General features: G+C 61.7%; 19 protein-coding genes. 4 read left to right on the top strand and 15 right to left on the bottom strand.

The window, feature by feature from the left end:
* Positions 1 to 25: 25 nt before the first annotated feature.
* The 5 genes from AC2CGI_RS22065 to AC2CGI_RS22045 form a co-directional block, all read right to left on the bottom strand.
* The gene (locus AC2CGI_RS22065; protein WP_031300309.1) at positions 26 to 1,012 is read right to left on the bottom strand and encodes an autoinducer 2 ABC transporter substrate-binding protein; all 987 of its coding nucleotides are present in this window, start codon (positions 1,010 to 1,012) and stop codon (positions 26 to 28) included.
* A gap of 329 nt (positions 1,013 to 1,341) precedes the next feature.
* A complete protein-coding gene (gene gdhA, locus AC2CGI_RS22060; protein WP_021505207.1) occupies positions 1,342 to 2,685 on the bottom strand; it encodes an NADP-specific glutamate dehydrogenase in 1,344 nt (447 codons plus the stop codon).
* Between the two features lie 199 nt (positions 2,686 to 2,884).
* The gene (gene uspA / locus AC2CGI_RS22055) at positions 2,885 to 3,322 is read right to left on the bottom strand and encodes a universal stress protein UspA (RefSeq protein ID WP_004930988.1); all 438 of its coding nucleotides are present in this window, start codon (positions 3,320 to 3,322) and stop codon (positions 2,885 to 2,887) included.
* Positions 3,323 to 3,589: 267 nt separating this feature from the next.
* Positions 3,590 to 4,498, bottom strand: coding sequence for a LysR family transcriptional regulator (locus AC2CGI_RS22050; protein ID WP_076741283.1), 909 nt, complete (start codon positions 4,496 to 4,498; stop codon positions 3,590 to 3,592).
* Positions 4,499 to 4,603: 105 nt separating this feature from the next.
* Complete coding sequence (locus AC2CGI_RS22045; protein WP_044030056.1) at positions 4,604 to 5,377, bottom strand: SDR family oxidoreductase; 774 nt, start codon at positions 5,375 to 5,377, stop codon at positions 4,604 to 4,606.
* 433 nt (positions 5,378 to 5,810) lie between these two features.
* Between AC2CGI_RS22045 and uspB the strand changes: the two genes are divergently transcribed.
* The gene (uspB, locus tag AC2CGI_RS22040) at positions 5,811 to 6,146 is read left to right on the top strand and encodes a universal stress protein UspB (RefSeq protein WP_004930978.1); all 336 of its coding nucleotides are present in this window, start codon (positions 5,811 to 5,813) and stop codon (positions 6,144 to 6,146) included.
* A gap of 73 nt (positions 6,147 to 6,219) precedes the next feature.
* Here the strand turns inward: uspB and pitA are convergent, their stop codons facing one another.
* Positions 6,220 to 7,722, bottom strand: a complete 1,503-nt coding sequence (gene pitA, locus AC2CGI_RS22035) for an inorganic phosphate transporter PitA (RefSeq protein ID WP_015379362.1) — start codon at positions 7,720 to 7,722, stop codon at positions 6,220 to 6,222.
* A 300-nt stretch (positions 7,723 to 8,022) separates the two neighbouring features.
* On the opposite strand from pitA, the gene AC2CGI_RS22030 reads away from it, so the two are divergent.
* Positions 8,023 to 9,222, top strand: coding sequence for a BaiN/RdsA family NAD(P)/FAD-dependent oxidoreductase (locus AC2CGI_RS22030; RefSeq protein ID WP_004930974.1), 1,200 nt, complete (start codon positions 8,023 to 8,025; stop codon positions 9,220 to 9,222).
* Positions 9,223 to 9,250: 28 nt separating this feature from the next.
* Here the strand turns inward: AC2CGI_RS22030 and add are convergent, their stop codons facing one another.
* Positions 9,251 to 10,243, bottom strand: a complete 993-nt coding sequence (add, locus tag AC2CGI_RS22025) for an adenosine deaminase (protein WP_076741282.1) — start codon at positions 10,241 to 10,243, stop codon at positions 9,251 to 9,253.
* A 9-nt stretch (positions 10,244 to 10,252) separates the two neighbouring features.
* Positions 10,253 to 11,194, bottom strand: a complete 942-nt coding sequence (locus AC2CGI_RS22020) for a nucleoside hydrolase (RefSeq protein ID WP_015379360.1) — start codon at positions 11,192 to 11,194, stop codon at positions 10,253 to 10,255.
* A 160-nt stretch (positions 11,195 to 11,354) separates the two neighbouring features.
* Here AC2CGI_RS22020 and AC2CGI_RS22015 point away from each other — a divergent pair, with 160 nt between their 5' ends.
* Positions 11,355 to 12,038 carry a Crp/Fnr family transcriptional regulator gene (locus AC2CGI_RS22015; protein WP_021505201.1) on the top strand — a complete coding sequence of 228 codons (684 nt, stop codon included), beginning with the start codon at positions 11,355 to 11,357 and terminating at the stop codon, positions 12,036 to 12,038.
* On the opposite strand, the gene AC2CGI_RS22010 is transcribed toward AC2CGI_RS22015, so the two are convergent.
* From AC2CGI_RS22010 to AC2CGI_RS21995, 4 genes are all read right to left on the bottom strand, one after another.
* Positions 12,035 to 12,454: a VOC family protein gene (locus AC2CGI_RS22010; protein ID WP_484593970.1), complete on the bottom strand. Its 420-nt coding sequence runs from the start codon at positions 12,452 to 12,454 to the stop codon at positions 12,035 to 12,037. The genes AC2CGI_RS22015 and AC2CGI_RS22010 overlap by 4 nt on opposite strands.
* A 126-nt stretch (positions 12,455 to 12,580) precedes the next feature.
* A complete protein-coding gene (locus AC2CGI_RS22005; RefSeq protein WP_031300306.1) occupies positions 12,581 to 12,997 on the bottom strand; it encodes an SRPBCC family protein in 417 nt (138 codons plus the stop codon).
* Positions 12,998 to 13,033: 36 nt separating this feature from the next.
* Positions 13,034 to 13,831 (bottom strand): SDR family NAD(P)-dependent oxidoreductase, encoded by a 798-nt coding sequence (locus AC2CGI_RS22000; protein WP_004930955.1) that lies wholly within the window; start codon positions 13,829 to 13,831, stop codon positions 13,034 to 13,036.
* A 55-nt stretch (positions 13,832 to 13,886) separates the two neighbouring features.
* Positions 13,887 to 14,897 (bottom strand): aldo/keto reductase, encoded by a 1,011-nt coding sequence (locus AC2CGI_RS21995; RefSeq protein WP_015379355.1) that lies wholly within the window; start codon positions 14,895 to 14,897, stop codon positions 13,887 to 13,889.
* Between the two features lie 142 nt (positions 14,898 to 15,039).
* On the opposite strand from AC2CGI_RS21995, the gene AC2CGI_RS21990 reads away from it, so the two are divergent.
* Positions 15,040 to 15,939 (top strand): LysR substrate-binding domain-containing protein, encoded by a 900-nt coding sequence (locus AC2CGI_RS21990; protein ID WP_015379354.1) that lies wholly within the window; start codon positions 15,040 to 15,042, stop codon positions 15,937 to 15,939.
* Between the two features lie 33 nt (positions 15,940 to 15,972).
* On the opposite strand, the gene AC2CGI_RS21985 is transcribed toward AC2CGI_RS21990, so the two are convergent.
* Genes AC2CGI_RS21985 through AC2CGI_RS21975 form a run of 3 tightly spaced genes read right to left on the bottom strand, consistent with a single transcriptional unit; the run spans position 15,973 to position 22,342 of the window.
* Positions 15,973 to 18,162, bottom strand: a complete 2,190-nt coding sequence (locus tag AC2CGI_RS21985) for a virulence factor SrfC family protein (protein ID WP_076741281.1) — start codon at positions 18,160 to 18,162, stop codon at positions 15,973 to 15,975.
* Positions 18,159 to 21,104: a virulence factor SrfB gene (locus tag AC2CGI_RS21980; protein WP_076741293.1), complete on the bottom strand. Its 2,946-nt coding sequence runs from the start codon at positions 21,102 to 21,104 to the stop codon at positions 18,159 to 18,161. The genes AC2CGI_RS21985 and AC2CGI_RS21980 overlap by 4 nt, the downstream gene beginning before the upstream one ends.
* Positions 21,104 to 22,342: an SrfA family protein gene (locus AC2CGI_RS21975; protein ID WP_141173984.1), complete on the bottom strand. Its 1,239-nt coding sequence runs from the start codon at positions 22,340 to 22,342 to the stop codon at positions 21,104 to 21,106. The genes AC2CGI_RS21980 and AC2CGI_RS21975 overlap by 1 nt, the downstream gene beginning before the upstream one ends.
* Positions 22,343 to 22,389: the final 47 nt, after the last annotated feature.

The raw sequence follows: 22,389 nt of genomic DNA, 5'->3' as shown, positions 1-22,389 counted from the left end.
CGGTGTGGCGAAATTACGCGAAAAATCAGAATCCGAGCGATTGGGCGTTGTCTTTGGTCACTTCCAAAATCTTATTAAACCGAATCACTTTGTGCTCCATATCGACGTCGGCCTTACCCAACCCCTCGATCGACAGGTCTTTGTTCACGTCCTTGCCCTGCAGCAGCTGATCGGCCACCGTCACCAGCGCATAACCGGCGTCTTTCGGATCCCACAGCAGCGCTTTCTTGATGTCGCCGCGCATCAGGTAAGGGGCAGCCTGCGCCGGCATGGCGATGCCCACCACCGCGATTTTGTCCTTGGCGCGCTTCTTGGCCACCGCCTGGCCGGCGCCGATCGGGCCGAGCGAACCAAAGCCGATGATGCCCTTCATCTGCGGATAGGTTTTCATCAGATCCAGCGTGGTGGCATAGGATTTGTCGATGCTTTCCGCCACCGGCAAGCGCGAGGTGACTTCAAACATGTCCGGGTATTTTTCTTTCTGGTACTTGATGGCGGAATCGGCCCAGGCGTTGTGCAGCGGCACGGTCAGCGAGCCGACGTAGATCGCGTAGCCGCCTTTGCCGCCCATGTTTTTCGCCAGCTCATCGACGTTGGCCTGCGCGTATTTCTCGCTGTCGATGGTCTCGATGTCCCACTGGCCGATCTGCTGGTCCGGGGATTCATGGGTCAGCACCACGATGCCTTTGTCGCGCGCTTTTTTCAGCACCGGCTCCAGCACCTTGGCGTCGTTCGGCACCACGATGATGGCGTTGACGTTCTTGGCGATCAGATCCTCAATCACCTTGACCTGCGCGGCCGGATCCGGCGTAGAAGGGCCGGTCTGGTAGGCGTTGACGTCGAGTTTTTTCGCCGCTTCGTTGACGCCCACTTCCATGCGGTTGAACCACGGAATGCCGGTCACTTTGGCGACCACGGCAATCTCATATTTATCAGCGGCGAACACAGGTGTTGTCGATAACATGCACGCAGAAACCACACATGCATTTAATAATGCGAGGTTAAATTTCATTAGCTGTACCTTTTTTTATCTGTAGGGGTGGCGGTTTTTCCACCGCTGCAGATTACAAAGGAATGGAAGAGGGGGCGTAGCCGAAGTTAACGAAATGTGATCTGCGCACATTTAAGTAAAATATTGGCGTATTTAGTGTTAAATAAATGTTTAATTATTTGGCGGTGGTAAATTTACTACCAACCAAACGGCTGTAAATAACTTTTTATTAACTTTTAATTAACGTTTGCGCATCATTTTGATGGCTTGGACGCGGAAAAAAATGCCGGCGCAGAGGCCGGCATTGAAGCATTTAATCGATGTGTGAACAAGATCACCTTTGCGCCCGATTACAGCACGCCCTGGGCCAGCATCGCCTCTGCAACCTTGACGAAACCGGCGATATTCGCGCCGTGCACATAGTGAGTCTGCTTGCCCTCGCCGCCGTATTCCACGCAGGCATGGTGAATATCCGCCATGATATGTTGTAAACGTACATCCACTTTTTCCGCCCGCCAGCCGATGCGCGCGGCGTTTTGCGCCATCTCCAGTCCCGAGGTGGCCACGCCGCCGGCGTTGGCCGCCTTGCCGGGCGCGAACAGCACCCCGGCGTCGAGGAAGGCGTCGGTGGCCTGGATGGTGGTCGGCATGTTGGCGCCTTCCGCCACCGCTTTCACCCCGTTGCGGATCAGCGTCTGCGCCGCCTCGAGATCCAGCTCGTTCTGGGTGGCGCACGGCAGGGCGATATCCACCGGCACGTTCCACGGCTGCTGGCCCGCCAGGTAGGTCAGGCCGCGTTCGCGGGCGTAGTCCGCCACCCGGCCGTAGCGCTGGTTTTTGATCTCCGCCAGGTGCGCCAGCTTCTCGGTGGTGAAGCCGTCTTCGTCCACCAGAGTGCCGCCGGAATCCGATACGGTGATCACGCGTGCGTCCAGCTCCAGCGCTTTCTCGATGGTGTACTGCGCCACGTTGCCGGAGCCGGATACCGCCACCCGCATCCCCTCAAAGCCCAGGCCGTGGCGCTGCAGCATGGCGTCGGTAAAGTACACCAGGCCGTAGCCGGTCGCCTCGGGGCGGATCAGGCTGCCGCCGAAGGAGAGCCCTTTGCCGGTAAACACGCAGGCGGTGTTGTTGGACAGTTTTTTCATCATGCCGGCCATAAAGCCGACTTCACGGCCGCCGACGCCGATGTCCCCGGCCGGCACGTCGGTGTCCGGGCCCAAGTGGCGATACAGCTCGGTCATCAGCGCCTGGCAGAAGCGCATGATCTCGCCCTGGCTTTTGCCCTTCGGATCGAAATCGGAGCCGCCTTTGCCGCCGCCCATCGGCAGGGTGGTCAGCGCATTCTTGAAGGTCTGCTCAAAGCCGAGGAACTTCAGGATCGACAGGTTTACCGACGGGTGGAAGCGCATGCCGCCCTTGTAGGGGCCGATGGCCGAGTTGAACTGCACGCGGAAGGCGCGGTTGACCTGCACCTGGCCGCGATCGTCCACCCAGCTGACGCGGAACTGAATGATACGCTCGGGCTCCACCAGGCGCTCCAGCAGCGCCTGTTCGCGATAGCGCGGATTGCGTTCGATAAATGGCCACAGCGAGGTGAACACTTCGCGCACCGCCTGCAGATATTCCGGCTGGTGGGGGTTATGGCGTTGTAACGAGGACAGGAAAGACTCTACCGATACGGCATATTCCATGGATAACTCCTTTTCGCATTAAATTTCCCCCGCTATTTCTTATAGATTTGGGTATAGGCGATGCTCGGGGGAGGATGTTGTGTCTTTAGCGACTATATCATCGGAGGGCGGTTGATTATCAAGCGATTAATCGGCGTGGCGGCATGAAAAACGCCCGCAGGGCGCGGGCGTTGGTTAGTTAAGTTAGCAAGCGCTTACTTTATTCGTCTTCTTCATCGCGCAGCGGCACGATCAGCATATCGATGTGCACGGTATTGATCAGCTGGCGCGCGGAAGACATCAGCTTGCTCCAGAAGTCCTGATGGTGGCCGCACAGCACCAGGTCCATGTCGTATTTCTTGATGGCGTCCACCAGCACCTGCGCCAGATCGCCGCTGCCGCTCAGGGTCTCGGTGATCGGGTAGCCGGCGTTTTGCGACAGCTCGGTCAGCGCCTGATGGGTTTCTTCAGAGATGCGTTTTTGCATGTCGCCGAGATTGACGTCGATAAGGCCGGTATAGAGGTCGGAATAGTTGACATCGACGTGGATCAGAGAAACTTTGGCGTTATACGGCCGCGCCATAGAGACGGCTTTTTCTACCAGGATCTTGCTTTCCGGGGATAGGTCTACCGCGATCAATATGTGTTTGTAAGCCATAAGAATACTCCTTCCATAAACATGCCGATTAAAAAGGGTTAGCAGGCGTTCCGTGTACCCGCCTGGCGCTGTTGGTTCCATAGTATCATTCGGATAACGCAATGATATGTTGGGGCGATCACACTGCGCCGCATCGAAAATCTCTGCGCACGATACCTTTCGTTGTACACCCGCGCGGCGTAAAAGCCTATGGGTTATGCGGGTTTTAACGGTCTGACCGCTTGAATTATAAGCGTTATTAAACAAAGTATAGCGCTAAATGTGCAATCAGCGCTCCAGATGCGGCTGCAGTAGGCTTTCAAACCACTCATGAAACACCGCCAAACGGCGGGAACGCTGGCGGCGATGGGGGTAGATCAGGGCGATCGGCATGGAGGCGGCGCGGTAACCGGGCAGGACTTCCACCAGTTCACCGGCGTCGAGCAGGTGTTGCACGTCGTAGCGCGGGATTTGCATCAGCCCCAGCCCGGCGCGGCAGCAGGCGATATAGCTTTCGGCGTTGTTGACCACCACCCGGCTGGGTAGTTCGAGCCGTTGCGTATGGCCGTCGCCGGTCAGGTATTCCCAGGGGGATTCGCGGCCGGTCCTGGGTGAGGCGTAGCCGATGCTCCAGTGCCCCTCGGCAAGATCGCCGGGGTGGAGCGGATGACCGAATTCGCTCAGGTAGGCGGGGCTGGCGCAGTTGATCAGCGCGATATGGCCGAGCGGGCGCATCACCAGGCTGCTGTCGTGCAGATCGCCGACGCGCACCGCGCAGTCGACCCCCTCCTGCACCAGATCGATGGCGCGATCGGCGGAGCCGAGCACCAGCTGCAGGTGAGGATGGCGCCGCAGCAAGCCGGGCAGCGCCGGCGCGATCAGCCGGCGGGCGATGCGGCTCGGCACGTCGACGCTGAGCCGTCCGGAGGCCTGCCGTTGGCTGGCCTGAAATGACTGTTCGATGTCTTCCACTTCGGCCAGCAGCGGGCGCAGCCGCTCGAGCAGCTGTTCGCCGTCGGCGGTCAGCCGCACCTGCCGCGTGGTGCGGTGCAGCAGTCGCACGCCCAGCTGCGTTTCCAATTGCTGCACGGCGGCGGAGACCGAGGCGCGCGGCACCTCCAGCGCATGGGCCGCTCGGATAAAGCTGCCCATTTCCGCCACCTGTACGAATACGCGGTATTGATTGAATCTGTCCATCTCGCTGATCTGCTGTTCCTTGGCGCCGTTTCTGACAGTAGAGTGTAGCCGCATGGCGCGGTTGCGCGCGAGCAGGTGCGGGGGCGATAGGTGCCCCCGCCGGGTTTATTTGGTGGTGTAGCCGCCGTTGATCAGGATGGTTTGGCCGGTTATCCACCAGCCGTCGCTGACCAGATGGCGGATGAACGGCACCACGTCTTCGATATCGGTCAGGCCGGTTTGGCTGAACGGCGACAGCGCCGCCGCCGTTTTGTGGTAGGCCACGGCGTCCGCACCCTCTGCCGGGTAGAAGAACGGGGTATCCATCGGGCCGGGGCCGACCGCCGTCACGGAGATACCGCGCTCGCCGAACTCCTTGGCGGCGGCGCGGGTGAAGTGCTCCACCGGCGCCTTGGTGCCGGCATAAGCGGCGTAGAACGGCGTGAAGGCGCCGAGCAGCGAGGTGACCAGCGTGCAGATTTTGCCGTTGTCGTTAAGGTGCTTACCCGCTTCTTTCAGGAAGAAGAACGCGGTTTTGGCGTTGACCGCAGTCATCTCGTCGTACTCGGCTTCGCTGATGTCGATCAGCGGCTTTTTCAGCACCTTGCCGACGGTATTGATGGCGATATCCGGCTTGCCGACGGCGGCGACCGCATCGGCGAACAGCTTCTCGACCGCGCCCGCGGTGGTCAGATCGGCCTGCAGCGCGACGCCTTGCGCCCCGGCGGCCTGAATGGCGGCGACGGTTTTTTCCGCTTCGGCTTTGGAAGCGGCGCTGTTGTAGTGGATCACCACCGCTTTGGCGCCTTGTTCAGCCAAATCGCGCGCGATCAGCCCGCCGAGGTTTTTGGCGCCGCCGGCGATGAGGACGGTTTTTCCCTTGATTGAATGGTTTGCCATAACAGTTTCCTTGGATGAGCGTAACGGAAACCTGAGTCTAGCCAGCGTGGGGGGAAAGATCAGCGGCGTGGCGCGGGATAGACTATCCAGAAAAGCGACATAATCGAAACGGACGGTTATCGCTTATAACGCCCCGGCAGGTGACTTTTCGCTACAGGGCGGTAAATTTTATCCACTGCTCAGGCCAGTTTGCGTTCCATTAACCTACAATGATGGATATGGGCCTCATCATTTCTCCTCTGAGTAGAACCATGCCGTGCAAATCTCATCGTGCGGTGCGGCAACGTCTTCGGAGGCGGTGGGTTATGGGCGTGGCCCGTGCAGGCAAAAAAAGGGGATGAGAGCGGTAAGCTCCAGCAGAGTATCGGGTAATGAGGTAGGGCGGTTGGACCCGGCGGATGGCCGCGGATAACAACGCCTTGAGGGGGCAATCATGATCAGTACCGTCGCGCTGTTTTGGGCCTTATGTGTGGTGTGTGTGGTAAACATGGTGCGGTATTACTCTTCTCTGCGCGCGCTGCTGGTGGTATTGCGCGGCTGTGACCCGCTGCTGTACCAATACGTCGACGGCGGCGGCTTCTTCACCGCCCACGGCCAACCCAGCAAGCAGCTGAGGCTGGTGCGCTATATCTTTGCGCAGCGCTATGTCGAACACCACGATCCGGAGTTTATTCGCCGCTGTGAGCGGGTGCGCGGGCAGTTTATGCTGACCTCGGCCCTGTGCGGCCTGGTGGTCATCTGCCTGATAGCGATGATGATTTGGTATTAATGCCTTTCTGTTTCCCTTGATGCAGGCAAAAAAAAGGCGGCCCTGCGGCCGCCTTCCTCATGATGCTTATCGCTTAGATCAGCTTCAACGCAATCCAATACAGCGCACCGGAAAGCAGAATCGAGATTGGCAGGGTCAGTACCCAGGCCAACAGGATGTTCTTCACGGTTTTGCTCTGCACGCCGCCGCCGTCCACGATCATCGTCCCGGCAACCGCCGAAGAGAGGACGTGGGTGGTGGAGACCGGCATGCCGGTATAGCTCGCCACGCCGATCGACAGCGCCGCGGTCATCTGGGCCGATACGCCCTGGGCGTAGGTCATGCCTTTCTTGCCGATCTTCTCGCCGATGGTGGTGGCCACGCGTTTCCAGCCCACCATGGTACCGAGCGACAGCGCCAGCGCGACGGCGACGATGATCCACATCGGCGCGTACTCGACGGTCTGCAGCAGATCCTGACGCAGGTTCTTCAGGAAGCGCTGGTCGGCGGATGAGGTTTCCGGCAGCTTGGCGACTTTATCCGCCGTGTCGGTCACGCACATCAGCAGGCGGCGCAGGTGGCTGCGCTGGTCAACCGTCAGCTGATCGTAGCTTTGCAGGTTGGTCAGCATGCCCTGAGCCAGCTCGATCGCCGGCATGGCGCGCGAACTGTCACAGTGGAACTCGGCCGGTTTGCCAGACGCAGCTTCGTCATCCGGGCTTGGCACCAGCGGCGTCAGCGACACCGCATGCGACAGCGCGTCGCCGTGCTGCTGGTAATATTGCTGCAGGTGGGTCACGGCGTCACGCGTACGGGTGATGTCATAACCGGTTGCATTCATATTGACCACGAAGCCGGCCGGCGCAACGCCGATCAACACCAGCATGATAAGGCCGATGCCTTTCTGGCCGTCGTTGGCGCCGTGCGAGAAGCTGACGCCAATCGCCGACAGGATCAGCGCGATACGGGTCCAGAACGGCGGCTTGCGTTTGCCGTCGACCTTTTCACGTTCCGCAGGGGTCATGTGGATACGCTGGCGTTTCTTGGTGCCACTCCAATAGCGGCGCAAGGCGAACACCATCACTCCCGCCACCATCATGCCGACCAGCGGCGAGAACAGCAGAGAAAGGAAAATGCCAATCATTTTCGGGACGTTAAGCGCATCCACCACCGAAGTGTGGGTCATCAGGGCGTTGGTTAAACCGACACCGATGATTGCGCCTATCAGCGTATGGGAACTGGAGGCCGGCAGACCGAAATACCAGGTGCCGAGGTTCCAGATGATTGCCGCCAACAGCATGGAGAAGACCATGGCTAATCCGTGTGCTGAACTGACGTTCAACAACAGATCGGTAGGCAGCAAGTGGACGATGGCGTAAGCAACACTCAAACCGCCGAGCATTACGCCAAGAAAGTTGAACAAACCTGCCATCACGACCGCAAGTTGCGAGCGCATGGCGCGGGTATAAATAACTGTAGCGACCGCATTGGCCGTATCATGAAAACCGTTGATGGCTTCATAAAACAACACGAACAACAATGCGAGAATTAACATCAGGCCGGTATGGAAATCCAGGCCAGCGAACAAATGCAGCATAAGCGTTACGCCAGTTTGTGGACATGAACGCCGCGCATTATCAGTGACAACCGGGGCCGGGGAAAAGGAAAATATGACGTTTTTTTGATTTGGACATGACGAAACGATGACGCGCCTATAACAAAAATATTGAATATCAACGCGTTATTCTCCTCTGACCTCTGTAATATTTTCTTACTGTGGCGTTGGCGGCGCCGGGGCTTTACAATCTGCCGCCGTGAATTTGGCGGTGACCGGCGGCGAAACGGCGTAATATGGCGCTCTTTTGTCGCGATTGTGGTTTTGATAAGTGAGGCTCAGGTGGAACAGTTTGATGTCGTAGTGATTGGGGCGGGTGCCGCCGGCATGTTTTGCGCCGCGCAGGCGGGGCAACTCGGTTGCCGCGTGTTGCTGCTCGACAACGGCAAAAAACCGGGCCGCAAGATCCTGATGTCCGGCGGCGGGCGCTGCAACTTTACCAACATGTACGCCGAACCGGCGGCCTATCTGTCGAACAACCCGCACTTCTGCAAGTCGGCGCTGGCGCGCTACACCCAGTGGGACTTCATCGATCTGATCAACCGCTACGGCATCGCCTACCATGAAAAAACGCTGGGGCAGCTGTTCTGCGACGATTCGGCGCAGCAGGTGGTGGATCTGCTGGTCAAAGAGTGCGAGCTGGGCCAGGTGACGATGCGCCTGCGCAGCGAAGTGCTGGGCGTGGAGAAAACCGAGAACGGCTACCAGCTGGCGCTCAATGGCGAAAAAGTAAGTGCCCGCTCACTTGTGGTGGCCAGCGGCGGATTATCCATGCCGGGGTTGGGCGCCTCGCCGTTCGGTTACAAACTGGCGGAGCAGTTCGGCCTCAGGGTGCTGCCGACGCGCGCCGGGCTGGTGCCTTTTACCCTGCATAAGCCGCTGCTGGAGCATGTGCAGGCGCTGTCCGGCGTGTCGGTGCCGGCGGTGATCACCGCCGAGAACGGCGTCAGCTTCCGTGAAAGCATCCTGTTCACCCATCGCGGTCTCTCCGGCCCGGCGGTATTGCAGCTGTCCAGCTACTGGCAGCCGGGTGAGTATGTGAGCGTTAACTTACTTCCTGAGCTGGATCTGGCGGGCTTCCTGGATAACCAACGCCAAGAGCACCCGAACCAAAGCCTGAAAAACACCCTGGCGCTGCATTTGCCGAAGCGGCTGGTGGAGTGCTTGCAGACCCTGGGACAACTGCCGGAGGCGACGCTGAAGCAGCTGAATGCGCCGCAACAAGCGGCGCTGGTGGATCTGTTGCAGAACTGGCGCGTGCAGCCGAACGGCACCGAAGGCTACCGCACGGCGGAAGTGACGCTCGGCGGCGTTGACACCAACGAACTTTCCTCCAAGACGATGGAGGCCCACAAGGTGCCGGGGCTCTATTTCATCGGCGAAGTGGTGGACGTGACCGGGTGGCTGGGTGGCTACAACTTCCAGTGGGCCTGGAGTTCGGCCTGGGCCTGCGCCCAGGCGCTGGCGGCGCAGGGGCGTTAAAACCCGCTCAGCCTTGACACGTGCCGGGTCACATTGGCCCGGCCTTGAGCTGATTCATTAATTTCATTTTAGTGTTGCCGTCGAGAAAACTCGCCTCCAGCGCCTGTCGGTTGCTGCGGTTAAAATCGTCATCCTGCCAGCCGAAGGCGTCATGCAACAGCTGGTACTCCTTGTTCAGCGTGGTGTCGGCGACGGTGCGCGCATCGGTATTCACGTTCAGCCGCACTCCCATCCTTTTCAGCCGATCTATCGGATGATCGTCGATGCTGTCGAACAGATTGCAGACGAGATTGCAGCTGGGGCAGATCTCGAGCAGGACGCCGGTGGCTATCAGACGCTCGATAAGGGCAGCATCCTCGATGCTCCTGACGCCGTGGCCGATGCGCGACACCTGTAGCCGCTCCAGCGTTTCCCGTACGCTGTCGGCGCCCTTCGCCTCGCCGGCGTGGGCGATGACGTTGCCGCCGGCTTCGCGCACCGCCCGAAAGGCCGCTACGTGATTGGCCAGCGGGTAACGCGCTTCGTCGGCGGCCAAATCCAGCGCCGCCACGCCGCTTCCCTGATAATCGATAACCAGTTTCGCCGTTTGCAGGCTGGCGGCCGCGTCGAAATGTCGCAGCGTACACAGGATCAGCCCGGCGGCGATGCCGTAAGCCCGTGATGCGTGATGCATGGCCGCCAGCACCGTCTCGACCACCGCTTCGCCGGTTAATCCCAGCCGGGTATGCAGCAGCGGCGCGAAGCGCAGCTCGGCATAGATGACATTATCCGCCGCCAACTGCGCGAATAAGTCCCCGACGGCCAGCGTTATCGCCTGGCGTGTCTGTAATAGATCTATTTGCGGCGCTATCTTGCTTAAAAAGTTCCCCAGATCGGCGCATCGCTTCGGCGCGATAAATTGCCGATTAAATGCCGCTCTGGTTATTTGCGGGTCGACCTTTTTGACATAGTGGTAGCTTAAACAGGTATCCAAATGGACGTGTAATTCCACTTTCTTCAATTTTCTTGGATCGAATTTCATACGGGCCACTTATTTCATTAACGGCTGAGATAACAACGAAAACAGTTTTTCTTTAAACAGGCCGGGTTTGATGCGGGTGATCACGCACGCATTGGCCGGTTCGCCGGTCAGGTGGGTGGAATCGATGACGTAATGGCCGTAAGACCTTTCACTTTTATATTCAACCCAGGAATACGCCTCCAGACTGGTTTCGACGATGTCCGGGTAGAGCGCCACCGCCATGGTGGTCGGATCGGGCAAATCAAAGCCTTTACGTTCGGTGCGCATGGCGTTGAACGCCATCAGCGTGCGATTGCAGCGCACGGCAAAGCGCCCCAGTTCGCCGAGATTATTCAATCGCTCTATATCGCGTTCGTTGATAAATGCTTCCCCCATGCCGATCTCCCAGCCAACGAGGGTGAGCGGCAGCCCGGCAGTGAGCACCAGATGCGCGGCCTCGGCATCGGCGTAAAAATTAAATTCGGCCAGCGGGGTGATATTGCCGGGCATCAGCCCGGAACCGCCCATCACATAAACCCTCTTCACTTTTTCGGCCAGCGTGGGCGCTTTCAGCACCGCCATCGCGAGATTGGTCAACGGCCCGAGGGTGACGATTTCCAGCTCGCCATTGAGCCGTGCGGCGCAGTCGATGATGGCGTCCACGGCATGAACGGGTTCGGCGCTCTGGCGCGGATCGGGCAAGGCCATGTCGCCCATGCCGTCTTCGCCGTGAATATGGTGCGAATGATAACGCGTTCGCAAAAGCGGTTTCGCCATGCCGGCATAAACCGGGGGCGCATAGGTTCCCGCTTTTTCCACGCAGATAAGTGCATTTTTGACGCACTGTTCAAGCGGGCAGTTTCCCGCGACGGTGGTGATCGCTTCCACCTTTACGTCGGGTGCGCGCAACGCCATCAGCAGCGCGACGGCATCGTCGGAAGCAGTATCGGTATCTATCAAAATATGTCGCATGGCCATCTCCTCGGGTGGGCTATGCGGAGAAAGTACCCAGACGACCTAAGGCAAAAAAGGTCAGATGTCCTTTTTCGTTCTGAAGCGCGTCGGCTATGCTGAACGCAGTCGAAAGCGAGGATGTAAGACGTTTAAGGATGAGCCCTGGGAGTGAATCGCCTTGAAAACGGTCGGTGACAGCAAGCTAAAAGAAGCTTTTATCGACGCTCACGATCTGCGAACGGCGCTTTCGCCCACGCTGCTCGCCGCACTGCGCCTGGTCAGCGTCGAAGCCGGCGAATACCTGGTGACGCAAAGCGATCGTTTGACCCACCTGTTTTTTCTCGTGCAGGGAAAATTGCAGGTTGAGAATTTTGATGTGAATGGCGCGCACATTGTCTTTTCCTTCGAAACGGATTTCTCGGTGATTGGCGATCTGGAGCTGTTCTCCCAGGCGCAGCGCACGCTGTTCAGCACCGTGCAGGCGGTGACCGACGCGCTGCTCCTCGCGGCACCGATAGAGGCCATCAACAATCACGCCCTGAGCGACCCGGCGTTCCTCACCTTTATCTGCCGGCAATTGAGCAATAAGCTGCTGAATGCCTCTTTGCTGCATGCGAACGGCGTTTTTACGGCGGAGTATAAACTGCGAAAATTTTTATTATTCAAGATAAAGAACGAAGGGGAATTGATTGAGCTGGAAAACCGGGAGGCGCTGGCGGCGAGATTGGGCATCTCCGTCAGACAGCTGAGCCGCGCGCTGGCGCAGCTCGCGGCGGACGGCATCATTCAATTTAAAAACAAATCACTGCGGGTGACGGATCGCCAACGGCTGTCCGACATCAACGGGAGCGCCAGGATCTAGCCGATCGCCGGCCCCTTCAATTCCACGCGATTGCCGTCCGGATCGCTGAAATAAATGGACGGGCCGTCGCCTTCAGCGCCATAGCGCGATTCGGCGGGATCAACGCAGATCCCCTGCGATCGCAGATAGGCCAACAGCTCGTCCTCGTTGAAAGGATCGATGCGCAGGCAGATGTGATCGACATTTTGCCGGTGAGGATCGGGCGCCGTGCCGCCTTTTTTCCCCAACACGCCGTTAATATCCACCAGATCGATCATGGCCGCTCCGGCGCGCAGGTGCATCAGCCCCAAATCCGGCCGCTGTTTGGCGATATCACAGCCGACGATCCGGGTATAAAAATGCAGGCTTTTCTGCATATCGCGCACGCGCAGCACCACATGGTCGATAGTCTTCAGGCTGAAAGGGCGCACGGCCATCTCCTCAAACGGAAGTCTCCTTTACAGCATAAACGGCGCTGGCGGATTTATCCTGCTCCAGAGCTAAAGCAAAAAAATGGCCGATGGTTTTCACCATCGGCCGTAAGCGTGAGGAGTGTTCACGCATTAACGCGGGAAGTTGCCGCTCAGCGCATCCAGGCCATCCTGGTAGATGCCATGGAACAGGGCGACGGCTTCGTCGTCGCTGATATTGACCGGCGTGAAGCTGCCCGACCATTCCACGCGCGCCACGTTGGCGTCGTCGGTGGCGTGTACCGACAGGGTGGACAGGTAATTCACCACCGGGAACGGCGCCTGCATGATGGAGTAGCTGTAGCTGCGTTGACGGTTGTCGAACGCTTCCAGCCGCTCGATAACGGTACCGCCGTCAGAGGTCGTCAAAGTGCGCACGCGGCCGCCTTCAGAAACGACGCTTTTCGGAATGAACGGCAGCCAGTCAGGCAGGGCGTCGAAGCCGCCGATCAGTTGCCATACGGTGTCGGCGGATGCCGGGATGTTCATAGATACGGATGTAGTAGCCATTTTCTTTCTCTCTTGATATCGGTTTAGGGTACGGAATTACATTGCCAGGGTGTCGACGACGCCGCCGTCGACGCGCAGCGCCGCGCCGGTAGTGGCCGAAGACAGCGGAGACGCAAGGTAAACGGCCAGGTTGGCCACTTCATCGACGTCCGCCGCGCGTTGAATGATGGAGCTTGGGCGTTCGGTTTTAACGAACTCGTCGGCCTGATCGCGCGCGCTGCGCCCGGATTTGGCCGCCGCTTCCGCCAGCATCTCCTGCAGGCCTTCGGTAAAGGTTGGCCCTGGCAGGATGGCGTTGACCGTCACGCCGGTGCCGGCGAGGCGTTTCGCCAGGCCGTGAGATACCGCCAGGTTGGCGCTTTTGGTCACGCCGTAGTTGATCATATCCGCCGGGATGGCGACGCCGGATTCGGACGACACGAAAATAATGCGTCCCCAGCCCTGTTCGGTCATGCTCTGCGCGTAGTGGCGCGCCAGACGCACGCCCGAGAGGACGTTGACGTTATAGAAGTGCATCCACTCGCTGTCGGGCACGGTAAAGAAGTCTTTATCGTTGAAAATACCGAGGTTGTTGACCAGCACGTCGGCTTTAGGCTCCGCGGCGAACAGGGTTGCAGCCCCTTGTTCGGTGCCGAGATCGGCGACCACGCCGCGTACCTGCGCGCCGGGCACGTTGGCGCTGATGTCGGCGATGGCGTTATCGACCCCGGCTTTCTGACGGCCGACGATCACCACGGTGGCGCCCGTTTTGGCAAGCCCGCGCGCGATGCCGAGACCGATGCCGGAGGTGGAGCCGCTGACGACGGCGACTTTGCCTGAAAGATCCAGTTTCATCATGTATATCACTCTGTCATGTGGGTAATGGGGCCGGGGTGCGGCCCCATAAAACTTAACGAATCGGCAGCGGCGCGTTGTCGGCCACCAGTTTCTGACGGCGCATCTCCGCCCAGAACTCAGCCGGGATCACTGCATCCAGCGCAGCCAGATCTTCGGCCATGCGGCCAGGACGGCTCGAACCGGGGATCACGGCGGCGACGGCCGGGTTAGCCAGCGCGAATTGCAGCGCAGCGGCTTTGACGTCTACCTGGAAGCGAGCGGCGATCTCTTTGATTTTCGCGACTTGCTGGCGAATAGCCGGGGACGCTTTCTGATATTCGAAATGTTCGCCGCCGGCCAGCACACCGGAGCTGTATGGGCCGCCGACGACGATATCGACATTCTGTTCCAGCGCTTCCGGCATCAGGCGTTGCAGGGCGCGTTCGTGATCCAGCAGGCTGTAGCGGCCGGCCAGCAGGAAGGCATCCGGTTTCGGCTCATCAAGCGCCAGCGTCAGTTCGCAAGGCTCGACGCGGTTGACCCCGAGGCCCCAGGCTTTGATCACGCCTTCGTCACGCAGGCGGGACAGTGCGCGGAAGGCGCCGGTACGGGCGATATTGAACTGTTCCAGCCAGCTGTCGCCGTAGAAATCCTGAGCGACGTCGTGGATCCAGACGATATCCAGACGGTCGGTTTTAAGACGCTTCAGGCTGTGTTCAATGGAGCGAAGCGTGCCGTCTTCCGAGTAGTCGTTCAGGATCTTGTTTTTCAAACCGTGTTCGAACAGGCCGCCTTTCTCACCCAGATCGCGGGCGGCGGGATCTTCCATTTCGTCCAGCATGATGCGGCCCACTTTGGTGCTCAGCACGAACTCATCGCGTGGATACTGAGAGAGCGCTTCGCCCATGCGAATTTCCGACAGGCCGGAACCGTAAAGCGGTGCGGTGTCGAAGTAGCGGATGCCCAAGTCCCAGGCGCTGGTTACGGTAGCCAGCGCTTCTTCTTCTGGAATGGCGCGGAACATATTGCCGAGCGGCGCGCCGCCCAAACCGATCTTGCCGGGTAAAATATTTTTGATGCTCATGGTGAATCCTCAATTCGTTATCTTTTCAGGGAAACTAGTGGGGCTCATACAGCGTCTGCCCCGTCACGAGGCTAAAGATAACTTGGCAAGTTGTGACTTGATAGGACATAATTTGTCTAAGTTAAGTCCTTTGAGGTCTCACATGATCGATTTACGTCAGTTGAAATACTTTGTGGCGGTGGCGGAAGAAGAGCACGTCGGCCGCGCCGCCGAACGGCTGCACATTTCCCAGTCACCGCTGAGCCGGCAGATTTCCCAGCTTGAGGAGCGCCTCGGATTGATGCTGTTCGAACGCAATCAGCAGCGCATCCGCCTGACCGCCGACGGCCAGACGTTTCTGGCAGAAACCCGCGCGCTGTTGACGCACGCCACCCGGCTCGAGTCGCTTGGGCGCCGTCTGGGGCGCGGGGAAGACGGCGGGCTGTGCATTGGCTATATCGAAAATGCGATGCACTCCGGCGTCTTGTCGAACGCCTTGCGGTCGCTGCGGGTGTCCCGGCCGGATGTGCACATCGTGCTTTACAGCCAGCCTTCTTCCATGCAGCTGGAAGGGCTGCGGCAGCGTAGCCTGGACGTGGCGCTGGTCAATACGGCGCCGGATCGCGACGATCAGGATTTGGACTATACGCAGGTGTTGGACGATCGCATGTTGCTGGCCCTGCCGCAGACGCATCCGCTGGCGGACAGGGAAACGCTGCAGCCGGCGGATCTCACCGATCAGGCCTGGATCTCGGTGATCCACAAAGAGGATGCCCATTCGCGCGACGACTTCGTGGCGGCCTGCGTGAAGGCCGGGTTCGATCCGGATATTCGGCTGGAGGCGGGCGAGCCGCTGACTGCGTTGGGGCTGGTCGCCGCCGGGTTGGGGATGACGTTGATCCAGCACAGCCTGCGGCATAACGCGCCGCAAGGCGTGGTGCTGCGCGAGCTGCCCTGGATGCAATACACCACGCAGCTGTGGGCCGTGTGGCACAAGGCCAACCTGCGCCCGCTGGTCACCCATTTCCGCGAAGTGATGTCGGCCGGGCCGGCCTGCCACTGACTGCGCGGCGGCGTCCGGCCCGGATGGCGCCCGCTACGGCGCAGCGCGCAGGGCGGCGACGATCGCCGCCAGTGCGGCGCGTTGCTCGTCTGCCAGCGCCGGCTGCGCCTGCGCGGCATTTTCCGCCAGCAGGGTCTGCAGGCCGATCAGCCAGTCATAGATATAAAATGCGGTATTTTTGGTTGGCGTCGGCGCCAGCCGAGTGAGCCGCTGCTGGCCGCTCCAGTCCACCGCCGGCTGCGGCGGCGGGGTAAAGATCGGTTGGCCGGGATTGACGCGGCTCTCGGGGCGCGTTGCCGCATCGCGCCGCTGGAAGCCGAGCCAGGCGACGAAGTCGCCCAACAGCGCTAACGCCTGGCTGATCTGCCGATCTTCCCCCTGTTCCGGCAGGCCGCCGGCGCACAGCGCGCGCTCCAGCTCATCATCGAGCCGCTGGCGGCAGGCGGCGCCGATCAACGCATCAACCAGCAGTTCGAGATGCGGTTTGTCGACGCCGAGCAGATCCAGCAACCGGCGGCTGTCCGGCAGGCTGCGCAGATGGTTGATCCAATCCGCGAATATCCGCGTGGCAAAGGGTGACGTGGGGGGCTCGCCGGGCGCCGGGGTTTCCGGTGCGCCGAACAGATCGATGTCGAGCCCGAACGGCGCAGGCGTCGCCGGGGTCGGCGCGGCGTGCTGCTGTTGCTGGTAAAGTTGGCGCAGCGTATCGCGCTGGGGCAACAATCGTTCCAGCAGTTCGCCGTGGCGGCCGGCCTGCGCCTGCAGCGCGCGCAGCAGCTGTTGGGCGCGTTGCTGGGGCGCGTATGGATCGGCGGCGGTGAGCCAGTTGCCGAGCAGGCTTTCCGTCAGCTCGCGCTGCAACTCTTCGCGCAGCTCGAGCAGGCGCGCTTGCTTGTGGGCCGGGCGCGCCTGTGCGGCCAGGTAGTTCACCATGCGGCGGCAATCCTGCTCATCCAGCGCCAGCAGTGTGGCCCAGCTGTCACCGGGTTCGCCGACCTGGCGCTGAACGGCGTCGTCAGGGCGCGGTTTGCCTTCCTGGCGTGGGTCGAACGGCGTGATCGCCCAGATTAAACCGGGTTTGCGGCGCTGGCGCAGCGCCGGGGTTTCCCCCTGGGTGTGGTCGACCCAACCGGCGAGCGCCTGGCCGATGCGCGCGGCGTCCTGCGGCGTGGCGGCGGCATCGGCTACCAGCAGCAGGTTGGCGTGCAGGCCGTCCGCGCAGCGGGCCAGCAAATGGGCGCGTTTCGCCTGTTGCAGCCGCTGCGTCGGTTCCGCCTGCGGGCGGGCGCAGCTGCCGGGCAGGTCGATCAGCGCCACGTCGGCGGGCAGGCCCGCCTGCGCGGTTTGCGGCAGAACGGTGGTGACTTCGGCGGTCAACCAGACCAGATCGCTCAGCGCGATCTCCCGTTCACCGCCGTGTTCGGCCATCACGACGATTGCCGTGTTTTCCGGTGCGGCGCTCGCGGTCAGCAGCGTCAAGGCGCGGCGCGGGGCATGAACCTGCCGGCTGTCACCGAGGGCATGCAGCGTGTGTGCCAGCTGGCGATAATGCGTCGTCAGCGTCGGTTCCTCTCCCCACAGCGGCGCAAACAGGCGCGCGCGATCGTCGATGCTCAGCTGCGGCGCCAGCGCCACGGCCTGCGGCCAGAAATGCCTGTCCAGCGTCTGTTGTCCCTTGTCGCCGTGGCGGCGTTGGCTATCCCACAGCGCCAGCACATCGCCGTCGCTGAGGGCGTCGGGGGCGATGGCTTGGCGGTGGCGCGCCAACGTTTGCAGATGGCCGGCGATCGCGCGGGCGTCCCAGTCCAGCCGGAAGCCGCCCATCGCGGCGGCATCGAGCGTGATGGCCAGCCACTGCGCTTCATTGAGCAGGGCGAGGGCGATCGGATACTCGGCGGGCCCCGCCTCGGCCGCCGTGCAGTAGCGCACCGCGAGCGAAAGGTCCGCGTTGAAGCGCTTTGCGCCAGGCGCCAGCGCCGCCAGCAAATGGGCCTTGGCGGCGGCGTTGTGGCCATACAAACCGATGGCGACCTGCGCAGGGCATGTGTTTTCCAACCGTGCGGCGCGGTTATGGCAACGGCGCAGACGCTGTATCAGGCGATCGGCCTCCCGCTCCAGGCGAGGGGATTGGCGGCGCGCGGCGTCCACCCAGTCGATCGCCTGCAATATGCCGGCGCTGAGCGCGTTATTCGGGGCCGCTGGGGCGAAGGTTTGTGTGTTCATCGTGGGTAAATGCTCCCGCTGTCTATCCAGTAGTGGGTCGCACCGGAGGCGCTGGCAGCCAGGGTATTGAGTTTCAGTTGCAGGTGGTGCGCCGGGACGGGGCTGCCGTCGGCCAGCAGCGCCTGCGCGATCTTGACGCTCTCGGCGCCCTGCTCGGCGCTGGCGGTGATGGCCAGCCGCAGGCTGATCACCGCATCGCCGGCCAGTTTGCGCGCCAGCTGGGCATCATTGATGGTCAGCGTATAGAGTGGCGAGGCCGGCCAGCGTTCGTTGTCCAATTGGCGGAACCCCAGACGCAGCGGGCCGCGCAGCTGGAAGCTGCCGGCGGGATCGAGCGCGAAATCGGCGCGATCCAGATCGATGTCGCGGTAATAGACGTTATCGTCCGCCAGCATGTTGTTACCGTCCAGCATGCCCAGATAGCGAATGGTGGAGTAGGGCTGGAAATCGCCGACGTTGAAGTAAAAGCTCTCCAGCCGCAGATCGATCGCCAGCAGGCACAGCATGGCGCCCACCGCTGCGGTGGATTTCGGGTTGTCGATGCGGCCGCGTTTGTTGAACGGGTACCAGCTGCGGGTGTGATACCCCTCGAGCGGCAGAATGCGGCTGGCGGGCAGCGGCTGCAGATGGCGCAGCAGCGCCTGCACGCCGGGGAAGCGCGCCGGGCGGCCGGTCAGCAGCAGTACGTCGCAGGTATACAGCGCCACCACTTCGGCCAGCAGGCGCAGACAGCGGCCGATGCCGATGCGATCGGACAAGAAAGCGGCGTGCAGATCGGCCAGGCGGATCACCAGCGGGGTGTGCAGGATATCGAAGGCGTTGCTGTCGGCTTCGCGCTGCACTTCGCCGTTGATAAACGCCAGCACCTGCGGCGTCGGCGGCTGCGGCAGCAGATCGCCCAGGCTGGCGGCGATTTCCGCCCGGTTGTCCAGCGGGTCGTATTCTTCATAGGCGCCGAGCAGCGCGCGTCCGGCGGGCATGAAGATCTGCAGCGCGGCCTGCTGACGCAGGGTGGAAAGCCCGTCCATGCGCCCTTCGTTGCCGAACAGCCTGTCCATCAGCGCCGGGGCGGCGCTCACGCCGGCGGTTTCGAATGCCTGCTGCACGGCGGGCAGGACAAACTGCTGGATGATGTCCAGCAGGATATCGTCGCCGGCGACTTTAAAGCCCTCGCGGAACAGCAGGCGCGGGTTGATTTTGATGTTGTTGCCCACGCCGTCGTCGAGCGAATAGTGCGTGATCGCCAGATCCGTGGTGCCCCCGCCGATGTCGATGGAGGCGATACGCAGCGTTTTTCCCGCCTGCTCACCTGGCGCCAACGGCCGGTCGAGCCGGGCCATGGCGGCGAAAAAGGCGTCGGTGCGGCCGGCGAAGTTCACCTGGGTTTCGTTGTACAGATAGACCATCTGGCCGCAGGTGGCTTCGTCCCACTCCATCTGCACCTGCGGCGCCGGGAAGCGAGTGTGCGCGCCGTCGAACGGCGCATCCTGCGGGTGCCAGCCGAGGGCTTTCCACACCAGCCCGATCGCTTCCTGCATGCGGCGGCGGAAGATCTCGCGCTCCGGCTTCGGCATCGCCGAAGGCAGCGTCAGGATGATGGCGCGTAAACGGCGCGGGGCGGCGGCGTTCGGCATGCGGCTGCGCTGGGCGATGCTGTTGATCTGCATCAGCGCCTGCGCCAACAGCTCGCTCAGCATCAGGCTCATCACCGCGCTGCGGCTGTAATGGGCGGCGAACACCGGCAGCCGTTCGGCCGTCGGCAGGGTGGACAGCGGCACGCCTTCGTCGTTGATCAGGGTGGTCAACGGCGCGGCGGCGGCCATCGGCTCGTGCCGCTCGTTGAAGCGCCAGCCGGGCGCATAGCGCTCTTCGTCCCACAGATAGCGGCGCGGGCTGGAGATGCCGGTGGTGCCTTCATGCCCTTCGCGTCGCTGCGCCAATTGCGCGGCTTCACGGCCGACGCGGGTGATGGACGGCCACTGGAAGGCGTCGTCGCGCCCGCTCTGGAACGACAGATGCGGCTTGCCGAAGCTGGCCTGAGAAAACTCCACCCGGCTCTCGAACAGTTCGTTGTAGACGCGGTGCGGTTCGGACAGCGAACGCAGCTGCAGCTCGTAGGTTTGCTTCAGGCCGTTGCTCTCTTCCGGGTGGTCTTCGACCAGCACGCCACAGGTGTGCGAGTTACCGACGTCCAGCACCAGATCGACGTCGATCGCCGGTTGCTGCAGCGTCGCCGCCGCCATTTTTATCTGCGGCACCGCCAGCTGGTGGCCGAGCATGTGCAGCAGGTTGAGGTAGTGCGCCTGATACTCGAAGGTTTTCAGCCCGGCGTTGATCTCCACTTCGGCGCGCTGCTCCCGCTCGGCGGCGCGCTGGCTGAACGCCTCGCGCAGCCAGCCGTCCACCCAGGTCAGATCGAGAAATTCGCCCAGCTCGTGGTTGCGGTGCGCCAGCGCGAAGCTCAGATCGGCGCCGAGATCGCTTTCGCCCGGCGCCAGCGCCTCCTGGCCGGGCGCGGCGGTGCGAGTGTCGAAGGCCAGCACCACGCGCAGCAGGTTGCCGTCCTGATCCGGTTCATCCAGCTGCACCACCTGCAGGCGCGCCCAGTTGTCCGGGCCCGACAAAAACAGGCCCGCCGGGGTGTGGCGCAAGAAGGGCAGCGGCAGCCAGAGCTTATCCAGCAGGCGCAGCGACTGCTGCAGCGGGTAGCTGAACTCCGGCCGCACCACTTCGGCGGCTTGCCCACCCTCGGCCGGCAGCTGATATTTGCCGCTCTCGGCCTCCCATTGCAGGCGCAGCAGCGGGCCGCTGGCGGTCTTGCGCACGAATTTGCCGGGAAACTCGGCGTCCAGCCGCGGCGTCAGGGCAAAGTCCATAAACTGAATGCCGCTGTCCTGAATCAGCGTAATGCCGTGTTTGTAGTCCGTAAGGGGTGCCAGCATCATTTACTCTCGCGCTTGAACGTCATGGGATAGGTGGTGTCCGCATCGTAGCGGCCGGTGCATTCCGCGGCCCCGGTCTCGCCCTGGCGGCAGACGATTTCCGGGATCTGGTAGCGGCTGCCGTCGCTGCAGCGCGCCTTGGTGCGGCTGTTGATCACCAGATTGCCGGACTGCATCAGCCCGGCCTCGACCGCCACCCGGCAGCTGACGCCGTCGCCGTAGGCGATGACAGCGCTGCCTTTGCCTGCGTTCAGGCGGTATTGCAGACCGGGGCGCTTGCCGGTAATCGGATCTTTCAGCGCCACCGTGGCGCGCCATTTGCCGTTAAGGAAACGGGTGGAGCCGGCCTTCACCGCCTCGGGCGGCAGCACCAGCGCATTTTTGTCCGCCGGCTGCGGGATGACCGGGGCTGGGGGCGGCGGCATCAGCGTGGCGTGCGCCAGCGGCAAGCGCAGCTTAGGCAACGGCGCGGCGGTTTTTTCCGGCGGCGCCGGATGGCGCACCTCAGCCGGCATCGCCGGTTGCGGCGACGGTGAGCGGTGCAGCCAGGCGGCCAGCGCCGCGCTGCCTAGCAGCAGTACCGGCAACAGCCACAGCGCGTGGCGCCGATGTGGGCGAACAACGGTGGGGGATTCGACGGGCGCCGTCGGAGCGGGCACCGGTTCAGGCTCGGCGGCCGGGGCCGGCTTTACCGGTTCGACAACGGCCGGTTTGCGCGGAGCGGCAGCGATCGGCGCCGGTTTTTCCACTTCCGATTCGATCGGACGCAGGCAGGCCAACGGATCGTCCGGGCTCTGCGCCTGCGGCTTGATAAAGCCCCAGAAGGTCAGCACCGGCCGATCGTCCACCAGGTAAACGTGGTTGGGGTCGGGTATGTGCATCGCTTTGGCCAGCAGCGCGCCGAACAGGCGATGGCTGGGGTGATCGGTCGCCAGGGCCTGTTCCGTCAGGCTGCGGAAGGTCGCCAGGCAGTGTTCCAGGTGCCGTACCGCCTGCGCGCGCTGGGCATCGCTCGCCGCCAGCCAGGAGGTGACTTTGCCGGGGAAGGGCGCATACCAGTCGATGCGGGTGCCGCTTTCGTTCGGCTGGGGGATCGCCAGACAGTCGGCGGCCTGCTGCTGCCGGCGAAGGCGCAGGGTTTCCCGCAACTGCTGCGCGCAGGCGTAGACCGGTTGCCCGTTCTCGCCTAAAGCCAGCACGTCATCCAAACTGCCACTGCGTAAGAAGGGTTTCACCACGGCGCCGCACCTTGTCCTGTTCTACAAAAACGCATAAAAGTCCATGA

The sequence above is a fragment of the Serratia sp. LSHTC3 genome, assembly GCF_057197125.1.
The sequence above is the reverse complement of the archived record's forward strand: the minus strand, read 5'-3'. Positions and strand labels throughout refer to the sequence as shown.

What these genes read in the sequence shown, in the direction of transcription:
- AC2CGI_RS22065 (WP_031300309.1), bottom strand. Translation starts at nt 1,012, where the DNA reads ATGAAATTTAACCTCGCATTATTAAATGCATGTGTGGTTTCTGCGTGC.
- gdhA (WP_021505207.1), bottom strand. Translation starts at nt 2,685, where the DNA reads ATGGAATATGCCGTATCGGTAGAGTCTTTCCTGTCCTCGTTACAACGC.
- uspA (WP_004930988.1), bottom strand. Translation starts at nt 3,322, where the DNA reads ATGGCTTACAAACACATATTGATCGCGGTAGACCTATCCCCGGAAAGC.
- AC2CGI_RS22050 (WP_076741283.1), bottom strand. Translation starts at nt 4,498, where the DNA reads ATGGACAGATTCAATCAATACCGCGTATTCGTACAGGTGGCGGAAATG.
- AC2CGI_RS22045 (WP_044030056.1), bottom strand. Translation starts at nt 5,377, where the DNA reads ATGGCAAACCATTCAATCAAGGGAAAAACCGTCCTCATCGCCGGCGGC.
- uspB (WP_004930978.1), top strand. Translation starts at nt 5,811, where the DNA reads ATGATCAGTACCGTCGCGCTGTTTTGGGCCTTATGTGTGGTGTGTGTG.
- pitA (WP_015379362.1), bottom strand. Translation starts at nt 7,722, where the DNA reads ATGCTGCATTTGTTCGCTGGCCTGGATTTCCATACCGGCCTGATGTTA.
- add (WP_076741282.1), bottom strand. Translation starts at nt 10,243, where the DNA reads ATGAAATTCGATCCAAGAAAATTGAAGAAAGTGGAATTACACGTCCAT.
- AC2CGI_RS22020 (WP_015379360.1), bottom strand. Translation starts at nt 11,194, where the DNA reads ATGCGACATATTTTGATAGATACCGATACTGCTTCCGACGATGCCGTC.
- AC2CGI_RS22010 (WP_484593970.1), bottom strand. Translation starts at nt 12,454, where the DNA reads ATGGCCGTGCGCCCTTTCAGCCTGAAGACTATCGACCATGTGGTGCTG.
- AC2CGI_RS22005 (WP_031300306.1), bottom strand. Translation starts at nt 12,997, where the DNA reads ATGGCTACTACATCCGTATCTATGAACATCCCGGCATCCGCCGACACC.
- AC2CGI_RS22000 (WP_004930955.1), bottom strand. Translation starts at nt 13,831, where the DNA reads ATGAAACTGGATCTTTCAGGCAAAGTCGCCGTCGTCAGCGGCTCCACC.
- AC2CGI_RS21995 (WP_015379355.1), bottom strand. Translation starts at nt 14,897, where the DNA reads ATGAGCATCAAAAATATTTTACCCGGCAAGATCGGTTTGGGCGGCGCG.
- AC2CGI_RS21990 (WP_015379354.1), top strand. Translation starts at nt 15,040, where the DNA reads ATGATCGATTTACGTCAGTTGAAATACTTTGTGGCGGTGGCGGAAGAA.
- AC2CGI_RS21985 (WP_076741281.1), bottom strand. Translation starts at nt 18,162, where the DNA reads ATGAACACACAAACCTTCGCCCCAGCGGCCCCGAATAACGCGCTCAGC.
- AC2CGI_RS21980 (WP_076741293.1), bottom strand. Translation starts at nt 21,104, where the DNA reads ATGCTGGCACCCCTTACGGACTACAAACACGGCATTACGCTGATTCAG.